At 39.2% G+C, this 17,214-nt stretch carries 14 protein-coding genes; all 14 read left to right on the forward strand.

All coding sequences use genetic code 11. The features are described 5' to 3' along the window. Nucleotides 1–9 precede the first annotated feature (9 nt). The 14 genes from AC1RJ8_RS17750 to AC1RJ8_RS17815 all read left to right on the forward strand — a co-directional run bounded on the left by AC1RJ8_RS17750 (nucleotide 10) and on the right by AC1RJ8_RS17815 (nucleotide 17,164). Nucleotides 10–2,940 (forward strand): TonB-dependent receptor domain-containing protein, encoded by a 2,931-nt coding sequence (locus AC1RJ8_RS17750; protein ID WP_492954867.1) that lies wholly within the window; start codon nucleotides 10–12, stop codon nucleotides 2,938–2,940. Nucleotides 2,941–2,988: 48 nt separating this feature from the next. Beyond that, nucleotides 2,989–3,894, forward strand: coding sequence for a sugar phosphate isomerase/epimerase family protein (locus tag AC1RJ8_RS17755; protein ID WP_492954866.1), 906 nt, complete (start codon nucleotides 2,989–2,991; stop codon nucleotides 3,892–3,894). 279 nt (nucleotides 3,895–4,173) lie between these two features. Next, entirely contained in the window at nucleotides 4,174–4,758 is a 585-nt protein-coding gene (locus tag AC1RJ8_RS17760; RefSeq protein WP_215131336.1) for a gluconate 2-dehydrogenase subunit 3 family protein, read from the forward strand. Between the two features lie 25 nt (nucleotides 4,759–4,783). Continuing rightward, nucleotides 4,784–6,484: a GMC oxidoreductase gene (locus AC1RJ8_RS17765; protein ID WP_492954865.1), complete on the forward strand. Its 1,701-nt coding sequence runs from the start codon at nucleotides 4,784–4,786 to the stop codon at nucleotides 6,482–6,484. A gap of 81 nt (nucleotides 6,485–6,565) precedes the next feature. Beyond that, the gene (locus tag AC1RJ8_RS17770) at nucleotides 6,566–7,723 is read left to right on the forward strand and encodes a Gfo/Idh/MocA family protein (RefSeq protein WP_492954864.1); all 1,158 of its coding nucleotides are present in this window, start codon (nucleotides 6,566–6,568) and stop codon (nucleotides 7,721–7,723) included. A gap of 9 nt (nucleotides 7,724–7,732) precedes the next feature. Next, a complete protein-coding gene (locus AC1RJ8_RS17775) occupies nucleotides 7,733–8,791 on the forward strand; it encodes a sugar phosphate isomerase/epimerase family protein (RefSeq protein WP_492954863.1) in 1,059 nt (352 codons plus the stop codon). Between the two features lie 94 nt (nucleotides 8,792–8,885). Then, on the forward strand, nucleotides 8,886–9,272 hold the full coding sequence (locus AC1RJ8_RS17780) for a c-type cytochrome (RefSeq protein WP_492954862.1): 387 nt from the start codon (nucleotides 8,886–8,888) through the stop codon (nucleotides 9,270–9,272). Between the two features lie 31 nt (nucleotides 9,273–9,303). Beyond that, nucleotides 9,304–10,761: a Gfo/Idh/MocA family protein gene (locus tag AC1RJ8_RS17785; RefSeq protein WP_230146305.1), complete on the forward strand. Its 1,458-nt coding sequence runs from the start codon at nucleotides 9,304–9,306 to the stop codon at nucleotides 10,759–10,761. Nucleotides 10,762–10,864: 103 nt separating this feature from the next. Continuing rightward, nucleotides 10,865–11,545, forward strand: coding sequence for a 3-keto-disaccharide hydrolase (locus AC1RJ8_RS17790; RefSeq protein WP_426325563.1), 681 nt, complete (start codon nucleotides 10,865–10,867; stop codon nucleotides 11,543–11,545). Between the two features lie 178 nt (nucleotides 11,546–11,723). Next, nucleotides 11,724–12,965: a nucleoside permease gene (locus tag AC1RJ8_RS17795; protein ID WP_492954861.1), complete on the forward strand. Its 1,242-nt coding sequence runs from the start codon at nucleotides 11,724–11,726 to the stop codon at nucleotides 12,963–12,965. Between the two features lies 1 nt (nucleotide 12,966). After that, a complete protein-coding gene (locus AC1RJ8_RS17800; protein WP_057933971.1) occupies nucleotides 12,967–13,857 on the forward strand; it encodes a hydroxypyruvate isomerase family protein in 891 nt (296 codons plus the stop codon). Nucleotides 13,858–13,867: 10 nt separating this feature from the next. Next, complete coding sequence (locus tag AC1RJ8_RS17805) at nucleotides 13,868–14,743, forward strand: sugar phosphate isomerase/epimerase family protein (protein ID WP_492954860.1); 876 nt, start codon at nucleotides 13,868–13,870, stop codon at nucleotides 14,741–14,743. 9 nt (nucleotides 14,744–14,752) lie between these two features. Further along, nucleotides 14,753–15,622 carry a sugar phosphate isomerase/epimerase family protein gene (locus AC1RJ8_RS17810; protein ID WP_492954859.1) on the forward strand — a complete coding sequence of 290 codons (870 nt, stop codon included), beginning with the start codon at nucleotides 14,753–14,755 and terminating at the stop codon, nucleotides 15,620–15,622. Nucleotides 15,623–16,174: 552 nt separating this feature from the next. Then, nucleotides 16,175–17,164 (forward strand): aspartate-semialdehyde dehydrogenase, encoded by a 990-nt coding sequence (locus AC1RJ8_RS17815; protein ID WP_131530532.1) that lies wholly within the window; start codon nucleotides 16,175–16,177, stop codon nucleotides 17,162–17,164. The last annotated feature ends 50 nt before the right edge of the window (nucleotides 17,165–17,214 follow it).

Below are 17,214 nucleotides of genomic sequence, written 5' to 3' on the forward strand. Positions count from 1 at the left end.
ACCAAATTTATGAAAAAAAATCAACTTATTTCGCTGGCGATATATGCAATGAGAGTTTCGATTTACCAAATACTTGCAATAATAATTTTTACTTGTGGTGCTTTTGCCAAAAATGTCGACGCACAAGATTTTCTGAACAAATCAATTTCGATCAAAGCCGATCAAACAGATATTAAAACCATTATAGAAAAAACAGAACACCTAGCCAATGTTAAATTTGTTTACAGTCCGCAATTAATAAACTCCAACCGTAAAGTTTCTATTAATGTGGTAAACCAAAAACTTAAATACTTTCTTGAGAATTCGCTAAAACGTTATGACGTGGGATATAGGATAGTTAAAGATCAGATTCTGCTCTATTCTATTCCCGCCAATAACAACCTCGAACTACTAAAAGCCTTTGAAGGCATTGTTACCGGAAAAGTAACCGATAGTAAAGGGAATGCCATCCCTGGGGTATCGGTTACCGTTAAAGGGAAATCAATCGGGACCACAACCGACGAAAATGGTGCTTTTGCACTAAAAGGCTTAACTGTTGATAGCCGTGTCATCGTGGTGAGATACGTAGGTTTCATTTCCAAAGAAGTAAACCTATCACCAGGTAATGCCGACGAAAACCTAAATATCAGCCTGTCAGAAGATAACCTACAGTTGGAAAGTGTGATGGTAACCGGCGGTAATCCTAAGAAAAAGCTAGAAAGCAGTGTGGCCTTAACCTCGGTGAGCAATAAAGATATCACCAACAGAGCACCATTAAATAGTACCGATTTATTAAAAGCCATACCAGGTTTAACGGTAGAAAGTACGGGTGGCGACGGTCCGGGAAATGTTTGGGTAAGGGGCTTTCCGCAGCAGGGCGGATATATCTTTCTGGGCATTCAGGAAGATGGTTTACCGCTTTTACCAACAGGCTTCAACACCAACCCATCTGTAGATCAATACTATAAAACAGATTTAACCATTCAGAATATCGAAGCGGTTAGAGGTGGTAATGCCTCAATTATTCAGGCCAATACGCCAGGTGCTGTAGTGAATAACATCAGTTACGTGGGCGCCGATAAACAATATGGCCAGTTTAAATTTACCACTGGTTTTTCGCAAGGTTTATACCGTTTTGATGGGAATACCGGAGGCAAAATAAACGATCAGATTAAATATAACATTGGTGGTTTTTACCGTACCGATAACGGCGTGGTAGATCAGGGCTTTAATCCGGCCAACCAGGGCGGACAGGTTAAAGGCAACATGACTTTTAATTTTAAGAACAACAAGGGTTTTTTCAGGGTGTATGGTAAATACCTGAATGATAAAGTTCAGTTCCTGTTAACCAGTTATTACCCTTATGATGGTACTGGCAAGCCAACCACTTACCGCGATTATAATATGGCTTCACAATCGATCCTACCTGTTCAAACCGAATGGAGTTATAACGATCCCGCAACCGGAAGCCATAATTTTAGTTTAACAGATGGTATCCATACCAAATTGGGCTCAGCTGGTTTCCAGTTCAACTATTTAACCGATAATGGCTGGCAGATTGTAAACAATTTCCGTTATCAAAATACCCATACAAACTCAACCTATACTGTTCCTGCTGGAATTACAGCCAGAACAGTGGCTACACCTTACTATTACCCTGGAGGCGCCGTTGCACCGTTTGTAACTGGCGATTATGTAATTACATCAAACGCACAGGGACAAATTAACAGTGACGTCCAAATTGTTGATTATCTGGATCTGAAAAAGACCATTAAAAATCATAGTTTAAATATCGGTGCAGGTATTCACCAATACAATCGCGATGATTTACGCTATGCATTTAGGTCTTTTACAGAATTTAAAGAGCACCCAAGCATCATTTTGCAATCGCCAACAGCAGCAGAAAGAACCGTTCAAACCAAAAACACCTTTATTGGCAATACCAGAACATTATCAGCCTATGCAGGCGATGAGATTAAAATATCCGAAAAATGGCGTTTAGATATTGGAGCCAGAATTGACAACCAGAATGTTAAGGGGGACAGACCTTATTATGCACTTAATGCAAACGGCACAGTAAATATTGCAGCAGCAGCAACTCCAACCATATTGGGTTATACCAGCTATGATGAAACATTAACCAACTGGGCAGCATCAATAGGTGCAAATTATAAAATAAGCACTACGGCAAGTATGTTTGCGCGGGCTACAAAAGCCTATAACGCTCCTAATATAGGCGATTATAATGCTTCAGGATATAACGGTGCAAACATTAAAAAACGCCCGGTTTATTTAGGTGAAGTAGGTTTTAAATATGCTAAAAACAATCTGGCCATTTTTGCATCAGGAAGTTATTCTGCCATTAAAAATGTTTCATTAACGATTAATGTGCCTACAGCCGCAGCTGGCACACAGGCTTTGGTGGCCTTTGGCTCTACACGTACATGGAGTGCCGAGTATGAAGTTTCTTACAAAATATTCAAACCGCTGAGCTTGCGCTTAACCGGAACACTGCAAGATTCTAAATATACCGATTACGAAGCAAATACAAGTGGAAATGCCGCTGTAGCTGCCGAATTTGGCGACCGTGTATATAGTTTTACTGGAAAAAGAACCGAAAGGGTACCTGTATTGAATACAGAGCTAGGTGCCAACTATGATTACAAAAACTTTAACCTGTACGTGGCAGCCAATTATGTTGGCAGTCGCTTTACCTCACCTAGCGGCAGTTATGAACTCCCATCCTATGTGGTCATGAAAGCCGGAGCAGGATATAATTTTACGAAAAAGATTTCAATAAGATTTTGGGCAGACAACTTGTTAAATGCAAAAGTGCTGACAGAGGGCGATGTTCGCGGAGATCAGTTCAGAGATTTCTCAACCGTAACCCCTGGCACATTAATGATTGGCAGAACATTACTTCAACGTACGTTCTGGGGATCATTAGCTTATTCATTCTAACAAATAAAACCGAAGTTTACGCTCCGGTTTTTTTAATTCTAAAACATCATGACAACAAGAAGATCATTTTTACAAAAGGTAAGCCTTGCTAGTGCAGCAGTTTTTTTAAGTCCATCATTAGTTACGACGGCTTTAGCAGCGCCTGCTAAAGTTTCAAAAATCGGAATCGGACTTTTCACTTTAAGGGAACAGTTAACTGCTGATGTAAAAGCCACCATCGAACAGGTAGCTAAAATTGGGTATAACCAGGTAGAAACCTATTATGGTTATCCTGGCAAATACGAAATGAAAGGTTTTTGGGGTTTGAAAGCAAAAGACTTTAATACCTTATTAAAAGCAAATGGCCTCACTTCTCCTAGCGGCCACTATAACCTAACTGAATTTTTATCCTCTGGCGACGATAAAGTGCTAAAATCGCACATCGAAACCGCAGCCACCGTTAGCCAGAAATATTTCGTTATCCCAGCTTTGCCTACCGATATCAGGGCCAATGGAACATTGGATGATTACAAGCGCATGGCCTCAAAATTTAACCAGGCGGCTGAGCTTTGCCAAAAGTCAGGATTAAAATTAGCTTACCACAACCATAACTTCGAATTCAAAGATCAGGGCAATGGGGCTACAGGCTATGAAATCCTGCTCGCTGAAACCGATGCCAAACTGGTAGGTTTTGAACTCGATATCTTTTGGGCGGTAAATGCAGGTTTAAACCCTGTTGATATGTTCAAGAAAAATCCGGGCCGTTATAAAATGTTTCATGTTAAGGATATGGATAAAACAGACAAAGCAGTTTTCGTGGAAGTGGGTTCTGGCAGGATAGATTTCAAGCACATTTTTGCTGCCGCTAAATTGGCCGGAGTAGATTATATTTTCACAGAACAGGACATCATCAGGAAAGCACCTTATGAGAGTATAGCAGAAAGCTACAACTACGTCAAAAAAAACCTACTTTAAGCAGATTTTCCCCTTAAAAACCCGGTGTTATTAGATTTATTAGTAAATAATATACTTACCAGTACTAAATGTACTTTTTACACCAAGTTAAATCGACATAAAAACACGGTTTAAATACTATTAGAGCGACAAAAAATCATTTATTTAGAATAATTCTACCAAGTAACAATCACATTGCACAGCGATAATTTAACTTAAAAAAGTTATTCTTTCCGTTATATTTTTTCTAATATTACTAATTCAACACATAAGTAACCAATATATAAAATCATAAAGACGATGCACAGAAGAGAAGCACTCAAAAACGTTGCATTTTTGCTGGGAGGAGCAATCTCAGCAAGTACAATGGGCGTTTTATTTGAAAGTTTTACGCTCCCGGAAAACGAAAAGAACTTTGTCCTCTATTCTTTGGAAGATGAAAAAATTTTTGCTGAATTCGCTGATATTATTGTTCCTACTACCAAATCGTCTGCGGGCGCCAAGGCTGCAGGTTTAGGGAAGTTTATCCCGATGATGATGAAAGATTGTTACCCTGCTACCATGCAAACCTCATTTGCGCAAGGTTTTAAAGATCTTCAGGCTAAATCAATGAAAGATTTTGGAAAAAGTTATATCACTTTAACACCAGCCGACCGTAAAAAACTAATGATCGATTTAAGGGCAATCGCGCTTGCCCAAAAAGAGAGCAAATCAGAAGAGAATAAAGATTTAGCTTACTTTTTTATTACCGCAAGAGATTTAACCCTACTTGGTTATTATTCTTCAGAAATTGGTTGCACCAAAGCACGCGAATATGTGCTTATTCCAGGCCGTTATGATGGCAATGCGCCATTAAAACCAGGTCAAAAATCCTGGGCAACCTAATTTCTAACCACAACAACAAAACATCATGAATTTAAATACAAATTTAAAAGCAGAAAATACTTACGATGCTATTGTTATAGGATCGGGAATTAGCGGTGGCTGGGCTGCCAAAGAACTTACAGAAAAGGGCTTACGCGTGTTGATGCTCGAAAGAGGAATGAACATTGAGCACATTACCGGTTACGAAACGGCAATGAAAAATCCATGGGATTTTAAACATGCCGGAAAACTTACCGAAGAGCAAAAACGTACTCACCCGGTACAAAAAAGAGATTATCCTTACCAGGAAGCAAATGAAAAATGGTGGGTAAACGATTTAGAATGCCCATATACCGAAGATAAACGTTTCGATTGGTACCGTGGTTTCCACGTTGGTGGAAAATCGCTAATGTGGGGCCGCCAAAGTTATCGTTTAAGCGATCATAACTTTGAAGATAATGCAAAAGACGGACACGGAAGCGATTGGCCTGTTCGTTATGCAGAACTTTCACCATGGTACGATTATGCAGAACGTTTTGCGGGCATCAGTGGTTCAAAAGAAAACTGGCCTACCTGCCCTGACGGACAGTTTTTACCGCCAATGGATTTAAACATTGTAGAAAAATCGGTTAAGGCACGTATCGAAGAGCACTATAAAAGAGAAAGGATTATGATGATTGGCCGTGTTGCCAATCTAACGGTACCACATAAAGGCCGTGGCAATTGCCAGTACAGAAATTTATGTAGCCGTGGCTGTCCGTTTGGTGCCTATTTCAGCACACAATCTTCTACCCTTCCTGCAGCTATGGCAACCAAACGTTTAACGTTAAGACCATACTCTATCGTAAATCATATTATTTATGATAAAGACACTAAAAAAGCGAAAGGTGTAATGGTTATTGATGCTGAAACGAACAAAACGATGGAATTTTATGCTAAAATCGTTTTTGTAAATGGTTCTACATTAGGCTCAACATTCATTTTATTAAACTCTACATCAGAAGCTCATCCAAATGGATTGGGTAATGGAAGTGGTCAGTTAGGACACAACTTAATGGACCACCATTTTCGTTGCGGCGCATCTGGAGACGCCGAAGGTTTTGATGACAAATACACTTATGGACGCCGTGCAAACGGAATTTATATCCCTAGGTATCAGAATATCGGCAACGATAAACGTGATTACCTGCGTGGTTTTGGTTATCAGGGCGGTGCAAGCAGAGCAAATTGGCAGAATGATGTAGCTGAACTGTCTTTCGGAGCAGATTTAAAACAAAAAATGACCACTCCAGGCAAATGGTCTATGGGCTTGGGCGGTTTCGGAGAGATGTTACCTTACTACGAAAATAAGGTATACATCGATAAAACCAAAAAAGACAAATGGGGACAACCCGTATTGGCTATCGATTGTGAATACAAAGAGAACGAGAAAAAAATGCGTGTTGATATGATGAATGATGCTGCCGAAATGTTAGAAAAGGCTGGCATGAAAAACATCAAAACATTTGATAATGGCTGTTATCCAGGTATGGCGATCCACGAAATGGGTACCGCAAGGATGGGTAATGATCCGAAAACTTCTGTACTGAATAAATGGAACCAGATGCACGAAGTAAATAATGTTTTTGTAACCGATGGATCTTGTATGCCATCAATCGCTTGCCAAAACCCATCGTTAACATTTATGGCTTTAACTGCCCGTGCCTGCGATTACGCTGTAAAAGAATTAAAGAAAAAGAACATCTAGACAAGGTAAAAGGCGTAAGGTTTAAGGTATAAGGGAAATTGCCCTAAGCCTTACACCTTACGCCTCACACCTTTTATAAAAATGAAAAGAAAATTAAGAATGGGCATGATAGGCGGTGGAAAAGACGCTTTTATCGGTGCCGTACACCGTTTGGCTGCCAATATGGATGGCCTTATTGAATTATCTGCCGGAGCTTTAAGTGTAAATCCTGAAATTGGATATGAATCTGGAAAACTACTTTTTCTTCCCGATAACAGAATCTACACCAATTATGAAGAAATGCTGACGAAGGAAAGTGAATTGCCAGCAGATGAAAAAATTGACTTTGTAACCATTGTTACACCAAACTTCGCCCACTTTGCCCCTGCAATGATGGCTTTGGATAAAGGTTTTAACGTAGTAATCGAAAAACCAATGACTTTAACTTTGGAAGAAGCAAAACAGCTGAAAGCCAAAGTAGAAGAAACGGGCTTAACACTATGTTTAACGCATACCTACTCTGGCTACCCAATGGTTAAACAGGCCAAACAAATGGTTAGCGAAGGTGCTTTAGGCGCAATCAGAAAAATCATCGTCGAATATCCTCAAGGCTGGTTAAGTACTTTATCTGAGCGTGAAGGAAATGCACAGGCAGCCTGGCGCACTGATCCATCCAAAACCGGAAAAAGCGGTAGCATGGGTGATATTGGCACACACGCTGCTCATTTGGCAGAGTATATCTCAGGTTTAAAAATCACAAAAATCTGTGCCGACTTAAGTATTGTTGTTCCAGGTAGAGCTATTGACGATGACGGAAACGTATTGTTAAAATTCGACAATGGTGCCAATGGTGTTCTTGTGGCTTCTCAAATTGCTGCCGGAGAAGAAAATGCATTAAAAATTAAAGTATATGGCGAAAAAGGTGGCATAGAATGGCACCAGATGGAACCGAACACCTTAATTGTGAAATGGTTAAATGCACCTGCTCAAATCTACAGAACGGGTAACGGTTATATGGGCAGTTTCGCACAGCACAACACTCGAACACCTGGCGGTCACCCAGAAGGTTACTTAGAAGCGTTTGCAAATATTTATAAAAACTTTGCATTAACAGTAGATGCAAAGTTGAATAACGAGCAACCTACTGCCGCAATGTTAGACTTTCCAGGTACTGATGATGGCATTAGAGGAATGGCATTTATCGAAAATGTAGTGGCTTCTAGCCAATCAGACCAAAAGTGGTTAGATTATAAATTATAACAATCAAGCATGACAACGATAAAAGGACCAGCGGTATTTTTAGCTCAATTTATAAGCGACGAAGCCCCGTTTAACTCTCTGGACAGCATTTGTAAATGGGCAGCAGGCTTAGGTTTTAAAGGTATTCAGATGCCAACTTTAGATGCAAGATTTATTGATCTTCAGCAGGCTGCCGAAAGCAAAACCTATGCCGATGAACTGAAAGGAAAAATTGCTTCTTACGGTTTAGAAATCACTGAACTTTCCACACACTTACAAGGTCAATTGGTTGCGGTACACCCTGCTTACGATGACCTGTTTGATGCCTTTGCACCAAAAGAAGTACACAAAAATCCAAAAGCAAGAACAGAATGGGCTGTACAACAAATGAAATATGCAGCTAAAGCCTCTCAAAACTTAGGTTTAAATGCGCATGCCACATTTAGCGGTTCATTATTGTGGCAATATTTCCATCCTTGGCCACAGCGCCCGGCGGGATTGGTTGAAGAAGGTTTTGCAGAATTGGCAAAACGCTGGACACCCATCCTAAACGAATTCGACCAATGTGGTGTTGATGTTTGCTATGAAATACACCCAGGAGAAGATTTATTTGATGGCGAAACCTACGAAATGTTCCTCGCTGCGGTAAATAATCATCCTCGGGCATGCTTATTGTATGATCCATCACACTTTGTGTTGCAACAATTGGATTACATTCAATACATCGATTTTTACCACGAACGCATAAAAGCCTTCCACGTTAAAGATGCAGAATTTAACCCTACGGGCAGACAGGGCACTTTTGGTGGATACCAGAGTTGGGCAAACCGAGCCGGTCGCTACCGCTCACCAGGTGATGGTCAAGTTGATTTTAAAACCATTTTTAGTAAATTGGCGCAATATGATTTTAAAGGTTGGGCCGTTATGGAATGGGAATGCTGTATCAAAAACCAGCAAGATGGTGCCCGCGAAGGTGCAGAATTTATCAAAAAGAACATCATTAATGTAACCGATAAAGCATTTGATGATTTTGCAGCATCGGGTAGTGATAGCGCTTTCAATAAAAGAATATTAGGATTACAAGATTAACAAAACACACACAAAATGAAAACCTGCATAAGCAAAAACTAACAAAATATTACCGCTTATGCAAGCTTGAATACAATAAAAACAATAAACACACATGAAAAAAACATTTTTAATTTTAGGTGCCGTAGTCATTTTTATGGCGTCGTTTTCAAAAGCTGATATAGCGAAGGAGAAAACCGTGGTTGCAGCTGCAACAGCAACAAGTCATGCTGCTTTTCAATCAAATCCAGGTGAAAAACTGATCAACAAATCAGACTGCTTGGGTTGCCATAACAAGACCAACAAAATTATTGGTCCTGCATACGTAGAAATTGCAAAAAAATATCCGGCTACCGAGAAAAACATTAACATGTTAGCCGATAAAATCATTAAAGGTGGAACAGGGGTTTGGGGCAATATGCCAATGACTGCTCACGCTACCCTTAAAAAAGACGATGCAAAATTAATGGTAAAGTATATCTTATCGTTAAAGAAAAAATAATCGACCCCAGTTAGCAAATCGATTTACTTATATGAAAACAGAGCAAGAAAATAAAAACACGAGTAACCGTCGTGATTTTATTAAGACTACAGCTATTGCCGCTGCTGCGTTTATGATCGTGCCCCGCCATGTTTTAGGTGGCCCTGGTTATCTGGCACCGAGCGATCGTTTATTGGTTGCCGGTATTGGTGTTGGCGGAAAAGGCCAAAGCGATTTAAGCATGTTTTACAAAAGCGGAAAAGCAGACATTGCCTTTTTATGCGATGTAGACGATCGCCGTGCAGCAAATAGTGTTAAAGCTTTCCCTAAAGCAAAATACTACAAAGATTGGCGCGAAATGTTAGATAAGGAACATAAAAATTTCGACGCTGTGTCTGTTTCTACTCCTGATCATAATCATGCTATCCAGGCTTTAGCAGCTATGCAACTGGGCAAGCACGTTTATGTACAGAAACCTTTAACACATGATATTTATGAGGCACGGATTCTAACCGCTGCCGCAAAAAAATATAAAGTGGTAACCCAAATGGGAAATCAAGGTGCATCAAACGATGGTCCACGCCAAATGAAAGAATGGTACGAAGCCGGCTTAATTGGCGATGTACACACGGTTTACGCATGGACTGATAGACCAGTTTGGCCACAAGGCATTCCTCGCCCAACAAAAAAAGCCGAAATCCCTGCTGAATTAGATTGGAATTTATGGCTCGGCACTGCGCCCGAAAAAGATTATATTGACAAATTGGTCCCTTTTAACTGGCGTGGCTGGTGGGATTATGGCACAGGCGCCCTGGGCGATATGGGCTGTCACTTAATCGAAGCTCCATTTAGCGTATTAAACTTAAAATATGCAAAAGAAGTTCAGGCCAGTGTAGGTTCTGTTTATGTAGATGAATTTAAACGTGGTTATTTCCCTGAAAGCTGCCCTCCATCAAGCCATGTTACCTTAAAATTCCCTAAAACAGACAAAACCAAAGGTGATGTTACTTTACACTGGATGGACGGTGGTATCCAACCAGAACGCCCTGAAGAATTAGAAGCAAACGAAACTTTTGGCGATGGCGGTAATGGCACATTGTTTATTGGAACTAAAGGCAAAATGATGTCAGAAACATATAGTGCAAACCCAAAATTATTGCCTTTAAGTAAAAACAAAGACATTAAAGTGGCACCAAAATATACCCGTGTACCAGATGGCGCAAACGGGCACTATAAACAATGGGTTGAAGCGGCAATAGCGGGTTATGGCAAGCAAGAAGTAAGTTCGCCTTTCGAAATTGCCGGTCCATTAACAGAAGCTTTACTGATGGCAAATTTGGCAATCAGAAGTTTCGATATCCAAAAAACGGTAAACGGTAAGACAACTTACCCAGGCAGATACACTAAAATGCTTTGGGATAACGACAATATGAAGGTTACCAATTTTGACGAAGCCAACCAGTTTGTAAAACGCGAATACCGTAAAGGCTGGAACAATTTAACTCTTTAATTATCCTAACCTGATCGGTTTTTAAACGATGAAGTCCTCAATGAGGCCTTTGAAAACATTAAAAACTTCGAATTAATCCTATCAGGTTTTATTTTAAAAAAAAATGAAAAAAATCTTTCTTTCTGCTTGCATCTTGTTAGCGGTAACACAAATATCAAAAGCTCAAAAGGGCTTTAAGCCACTTTTTGATGGTAAAACAACAACAGGCTGGCATACTTACAACAAAACTACGGTTGGTAGCGCCTGGCAGGTTCAGGATGGTGCCCTACATTTAGATTTAGCAACCAAAGGTAAAGATGGCGGCGGCGATTTGGTTACTGACAAAGAATACGGCGATTTCCATTTAAAATATGAATGGAAAGTGGCTCCAAAAGCAAATAGCGGTTTAATTTTTTACGTCCATGAAGAACCTAAATACCATGCTACCTATTCTACGGGTTTAGAAATGCAGGTTATTGATAACGATGGACACCCGGATGGAAAAATTACAAAACACCGTGCCGGCGATTTATACGATCTGGTAAAAAGTTCATCAGAACCAGTTAAAGCTGTAGGCGAATGGAATAAAGCAGAAATCATTAGCAAAAAGGGCAAATTAACGCTAATTTTAAACGGTGTTGAAGTAGTAAAAACCACCCTTTGGGATGATAACTGGAAAAAGATTGTTGCAGGCAGCAAATTTGCAACATGGGAAAACTGGGGCACTTTTAAAACAGGTAAAATTGCCTTACAAGATCACGGAGATGAAGTTTGGTACAAAAACATCTCTATTAAAGAACTGTAAATTAGGTTGAAGGCGGAAGGTATAAGGTTGAAGGTCATAGCCTTCGCTTCAACAATAATGCCTAAAACTTAATAATATAAAAAAGAGGCTGAAGGCGTAAGCGTAAAAGATTGAGGGTTTTATATCCCTTGCTTTAACCTTACGCCTTAAACCTTAAACCTAATCTTATATAAACCAAATGAATAGCACTACTCGCTTCAAACTCTCTGCCATGATGTTCCTGGAATTTTTTATCTGGGGCGCCTGGTTTGTAACACTTGGAACTTTCTTAGGAAACAACCTTAAAGCCACGGGATCAGAAACCGGAGCTGTATTTTCAACTCAATCTTGGGGCGCCATCATTGCTCCTTTTATTGTAGGTTTAATTGCCGACAGATATTTTAATGCTGAAAGAATTTTAGGGGTATTACACATTATTGGTGCAGTATTAATGTATCAAATGTATAATGCTACTGATGTAAGTGTTTTTTATCCTTACGTATTGGGCTACATGATCCTTTTTATGCCAACACTGGCTTTGGTAAACTCAGTTTCTTTCAATCAAATGAAAGATCCGGAGAAAGAGTTTTCATCAATCCGCATCTGGGGTACCTTAGGCTGGATTGCTGCAGGTTTGTTAATCAGTTATTTCTTCCATTGGGATTCGAAAGAAGGTACAGAAGCTGGCTTATTGAAAAATACTTTCCTAATGGCTGGGATAGTATCTTTAGCTTTAGGTTTATTCAGCTTTACCTTACCAAAAACGCCACCTAAAGTATCTTCAGACGAAAAAATTACTGTTTCTGATGTATTAGGTCTTGATGCTTTAAAGCTTTTGAAAGACAGAAACTTCTTGATTTTCTTTATTTCATCTATTTTGATCTGTATTCCTCTGGCTTTTTACTATCAAAATGCAAATCCATTTCTTTCCAATATCGGTATGGATAACCCTACGGGAAAAATGACTATTGGTCAGGCTTCAGAAGTTATTTTCTTATTATTTATCCCAGTATTCTTTAAAAGATTCGGTTTTAAAATGACCATCTTGGTGGGTATGCTGGCTTGGGCGGTACGTTATGCGCTATTTGCTTACGGCAATGCAGGCGAGCTGAGTTTTATGCTGATTTTAGGAATTGCATTACACGGTGTTTGCTACGATTTCTTTTTTGTTTCAGGACAGATTTATACCAATTCTAAAGCTGGCGAGCGTTTTAAAAGTTCAGCCCAAGGCTTAATTACTTTAGCTACTTATGGCGTAGGAATGTTAATTGGATTTGCTGTAGCAGGTAAAATTTCTGATGCCTACAAAGCAGCAGATGGCGTGATGGATTGGAAAATGATCTGGATTATCCCTGCAGGAATCGCATTAGTGGTATTTTTATTATTTGCATTGGTTTTCAACGATAAATCCAAAGCTGAAATAGAACCTAAAACTGCTTAATATGGCATCTAACGTAAATAGAAGAAATGCTTTAAAGAACATCATTGCAGGAACCGCTGCGATTGGTGTTTCTTCAGGATTTTCAGCATTAGCAATGGATAAATCAGAATCAGATCAGCCACTAAGGCTAAAAGGAAATATTAACCATGCCGTTTGCCGTTGGTGTTTTAGCGGTTTGGATGTAGAAACGCTTTGTGTTGAAGCTAAAAAGATAGGCATTAAAGGCATTGATTTAGTTGGACCAAAAGATTGGCCGACTTTAAAAAAACATGGCTTAGAATCGACCATGTGCAATGGTGCGGAGATTAATTTGGTGGATGGCTTTAACGACGAAAAATTCCACGAAAAGTTAATTCAAAATTATACTGCAATGATTCCGCTTGTTGCCGAAGCAGGCTACAAAAATCTAATCTGTTTTAGTGGAAACCGCCGTGGTAAAGATGACGAAACAGGCTGGAACAATTGCGTTAAAGGGTTGAAACAATTAATCCCATTGGCAGAAAAGCACAATGTTGTGTTGGTAATGGAGTTATTAAACAGCAAAATTAACCATAAAGATTATCAATGCGATAGAACATCCTGGGGAGCTGAACTTTGCAAACGCTTAGGATCTGAAAACTTCAAATTGTTATACGATATCTACCATATGCAGATTGATGAGGGCGATGTAATTAGAAACATCAGAGATAACCATCAATACATAGCCCACTACCACACCGCTGGTGTTCCGGGCAGAAATGAAATCGATGATACGCAGGAGTTATACTATCCTGCAATAATGAAAGCCATTGCCGAAACTGGCTTTAAAGGTTTCGTTGCACAAGAATTTATACCTAAAAATGCAGATAAAATAGCCTCGCTTAAAAAGGCTGTTTCTATTTGCGACATTTAAAAATATACCTATGTTATCGAGAAGAAGTTTTATTTTAAACAGTAGTATGGCTGCAGCTGCAGCACTTTTGGTTCCATCATTTGCTTGTGTGGCTTCCGATAAAAAATCAGTTGGTCTGCAGTTATATTCTTTAAGAGATGAGCTTCCGAAAGATGTAAAAGGCACCATAGCTAATGTGGCAAAAGCAGGATTTAAAGAGGTAGAAACCTATGGTTTCTCTATAAAGGATCAGTTTTGGGGCTTAACACCAGCCGAATTCAAAAAATTGCTTGATGATAACGGATTAACTGCACCAAGCGGTCATTACGGTTTAGGCAGCTATTTAACTGATGGAAACACTGAAGAGTTAAAAGCAGCAATTGCTGCCGCTAAAGTGCTTGGAAGCGAATATGTAACCATTCCCTGGTTAGATGAAAGCATTAGAAAAAGTGCCGACGACTACAAAAAAATTGCGGTTAAAATTAACGAAGCTGGAAAATTGGCCAAAGAAGCGGGTATCAGGTTAGCTTACCACAACCACAATTTCGAATTCGAGAAACAAGGCGATACCAATGGCTACGAAATATTATTAAAAGGAACCGATAAAAATCTTGTTGATTTTGAACTTGATTTATATTGGGTAGTACGTTCAGGAAACGATCCGATCAAATTATTTAAAGAAAATCCGGGCCGTTTTACCATGTGGCATGTTAAAGATATGGATAAAGCAAATCCAGCCTTAAATGCTGAAGTAGGAACAGGTGCTATCAACTTCAAACCTATTTTTGCTGATGCCAAACTTTCGGGCATGAAACACTTCTTTGTAGAACACGAAACTAATTACAAGCCAAACCCAATAGGCTCTGTTACAGCCAGTTGCGCATACATTAAAAAAGAAATTATTTAAATTTAAGAGATGAATTCAAGAAGAACATTCTTAAAACAGGCAGGATTGGCTGCCGGAGCGGCATTGTTAATCCCGTCGTTTGCTTTTGATAAAGCAAGTAAAAATGTTGGTTTACAATTGTACTCTTTACGTAATGAACTGCCAAAAGATGTAAAAGGCATTATCGAAAAGGTAGCACAGGCCGGATATAAAGAGGTAGAAACCTATGGTTTTTCTAATGGAAAATTCTGGGGCTTAACACCCAAAGAATTTAAAGCATTATTAAATGCAAACGGCTTAAAAGCGCCAAGTGGTCATTACCATATGGATGATTTTGTAAAAACCGGAAAAACAGACAGATTAAAGGCAGATATCGAATCTTCAGCAGCCATTGGTGGTAAGTACTTTACTATTGCCGGTGCGCACGTAGATATGAGCAAAGGTGTAGATGGCTTTAAGAAAACCGCTGATGATTTTAATAAGGTTGCCGAAATTGCAAAAGCTGCTGGTTTAAAATTCGCCTACCACAACCACGATTTCGAATTTAAAAAATTAGGTGATACTACTGGTTACGATGTTTACTTAAGCGAAACCGATAAAAATCTGGTCAATTTCGAATTGGATTTATACTGGGTGGTACGCTCAGGTAACGATCCGCTAGCCTTGTTTAAAAAATACCCAGGCCGTTTCCCAATGTGGCACGTTAAAGATATGGACAAAGCCAAACCTGAATGGAATACCGAGGTAGGCAAAGGTGCTATTGATTTTAAAAGCATTTTTGCCCAGGCAAAACTTTCGGGCATGCAACATTTCTTTGTAGAGCACGAAACCAATTACCAACCTGATCCAGTTGGCTCGATCAAAACAAGCTGCGATTATATCAAAGCCAATTTGATTTAAAACTTATCCAGCCCCCGCAGGTTTCTAAAACTTGCGGGGTTTTCTGCACTTATCGTCATCTCTACTGAAGCATAGCGGAATGGAGAGATCTATCTCCAAAACAGCAAACCTTCAATTCTTCAACAATATATTTTAGGTTAGAACTGCTGATCTAAGTTATCTAAACCTGATAGTAACGGAAAGCCCGTAACGCAGTGGAGGCTTGAAGTGGATAGCAGGACTTTCGGAACCGATATACACAGTAACATGCTTTCCAAAACAAAAAAATCAAGCAACTCACTAACGGAGAGTTGAATAGCTTGTCGTTTACAATCGATAAAATCTTATAACTATTAATGCACTCGTTAGGAAACGAGCGCAAACGGCATTAAGACCACCGAGCCCTTCCTAAATCGAATTACACCTAATCTTTCTCACCTTATTTTCTACCAAAAAAGTAAGATTTTAAATATTAAAAGCAAATTTAATTGGTAACAATGGGGATATAAGCTTAATTTTTAGCATATTTGGGCTTATATCAAATGTTTAATAATATATAATTAAAATTTAAAAATGAAAGTAGCAGTAGTAGGTGCCACCGGATTGGTAGGCACTGTCATGTTAAAAGTATTGGAGGAAAGAAATTTCCCTTTAACAGAGTTAATTCCCGTAGCATCAGAAAAGAGTGTTGGCAAGGAAATTACTTTTAAGGGTAAGAAGTTCCCAATTGTTAGCATGGATACTGCAATCAGCATGAAACCAGATATCGCTTTGTTTTCAGCAGGCGGAAATACTTCATTGGAGCATGCTCCACGTTTTAAAGAAGCTGGAACAACCGTTATCGATAACTCATCTGCATGGAGAATGGATCCTGCAATTAAATTAATTGTACCGGAAGTTAATGCACACGAACTTTCTATCGATAATAAAATCATTGCTAACCCGAACTGTTCTACCATTCAAATGGTAGTGGTTTTAAAACCTTTACACGATAAATACAAAATTAAACGAGTAGTGGTTTCTACTTACCAATCGGTTACCGGTACAGGTGTTAAAGCGGTTGAGCAATTAATGAATGAGCGTAAAGGCATTGATGGCCCTAAAGCTTATCCATACGAAATTGATTTAAATGTTCTTCCTCATATTGATGTTTTCATGGAAAACGGATATACCAAAGAAGAAATGAAAATGGTTAAGGAAACCAACAAAATCATGAGCGACGATAGCATTAAAGTTACCGCCACTACTGTTCGTATCCCTGTAATGGGCGGTCACTCAGAATCGGTAAACATCGAGTTTGAAAATGATTTCGATTTAGCTGAAGTGCGCAGTATTTTAGAAAAATCACCTGGCATAATCGTTGTTGATGATGTTGCCAACCTAAAATATCCAATGCCTAAAGATGCGCATGAAAAAGATGAGGTTTTTGTAGGCCGTATCCGTAGAGACGAATCGGCACCTAAAGCTTTAAATCTTTGGATTGTGGCAGATAACTTACGCAAAGGCGCTGCAACCAATGCCGTTCAGATTGCCGAATATCTAATTCAGAAAGAATTAGTTTAATCAATAACCTCAAAAAAAGTCCTCCGATGTAAAATCGGGGGATTTTTTTT

The organism is Pedobacter sp. GW822-FHT03F06 (genome assembly GCF_058801365.1).

What these genes read in the sequence shown, in the direction of transcription:
- AC1RJ8_RS17750 (WP_492954867.1), top strand. Translation starts at nt 10, where the DNA reads ATGAAAAAAAATCAACTTATTTCGCTGGCGATATATGCAATGAGAGTT.
- AC1RJ8_RS17755 (WP_492954866.1), top strand. Translation starts at nt 2,989, where the DNA reads ATGACAACAAGAAGATCATTTTTACAAAAGGTAAGCCTTGCTAGTGCA.
- AC1RJ8_RS17760 (WP_215131336.1), top strand. Translation starts at nt 4,174, where the DNA reads ATGCACAGAAGAGAAGCACTCAAAAACGTTGCATTTTTGCTGGGAGGA.
- AC1RJ8_RS17765 (WP_492954865.1), top strand. Translation starts at nt 4,784, where the DNA reads ATGAATTTAAATACAAATTTAAAAGCAGAAAATACTTACGATGCTATT.
- AC1RJ8_RS17770 (WP_492954864.1), top strand. Translation starts at nt 6,566, where the DNA reads ATGAAAAGAAAATTAAGAATGGGCATGATAGGCGGTGGAAAAGACGCT.
- AC1RJ8_RS17775 (WP_492954863.1), top strand. Translation starts at nt 7,733, where the DNA reads ATGACAACGATAAAAGGACCAGCGGTATTTTTAGCTCAATTTATAAGC.
- AC1RJ8_RS17780 (WP_492954862.1), top strand. Translation starts at nt 8,886, where the DNA reads ATGAAAAAAACATTTTTAATTTTAGGTGCCGTAGTCATTTTTATGGCG.
- AC1RJ8_RS17785 (WP_230146305.1), top strand. Translation starts at nt 9,304, where the DNA reads ATGAAAACAGAGCAAGAAAATAAAAACACGAGTAACCGTCGTGATTTT.
- AC1RJ8_RS17790 (WP_426325563.1), top strand. Translation starts at nt 10,865, where the DNA reads ATGAAAAAAATCTTTCTTTCTGCTTGCATCTTGTTAGCGGTAACACAA.
- AC1RJ8_RS17795 (WP_492954861.1), top strand. Translation starts at nt 11,724, where the DNA reads ATGAATAGCACTACTCGCTTCAAACTCTCTGCCATGATGTTCCTGGAA.
- AC1RJ8_RS17800 (WP_057933971.1), top strand. Translation starts at nt 12,967, where the DNA reads ATGGCATCTAACGTAAATAGAAGAAATGCTTTAAAGAACATCATTGCA.
- AC1RJ8_RS17805 (WP_492954860.1), top strand. Translation starts at nt 13,868, where the DNA reads ATGTTATCGAGAAGAAGTTTTATTTTAAACAGTAGTATGGCTGCAGCT.
- AC1RJ8_RS17810 (WP_492954859.1), top strand. Translation starts at nt 14,753, where the DNA reads ATGAATTCAAGAAGAACATTCTTAAAACAGGCAGGATTGGCTGCCGGA.
- AC1RJ8_RS17815 (WP_131530532.1), top strand. Translation starts at nt 16,175, where the DNA reads ATGAAAGTAGCAGTAGTAGGTGCCACCGGATTGGTAGGCACTGTCATG.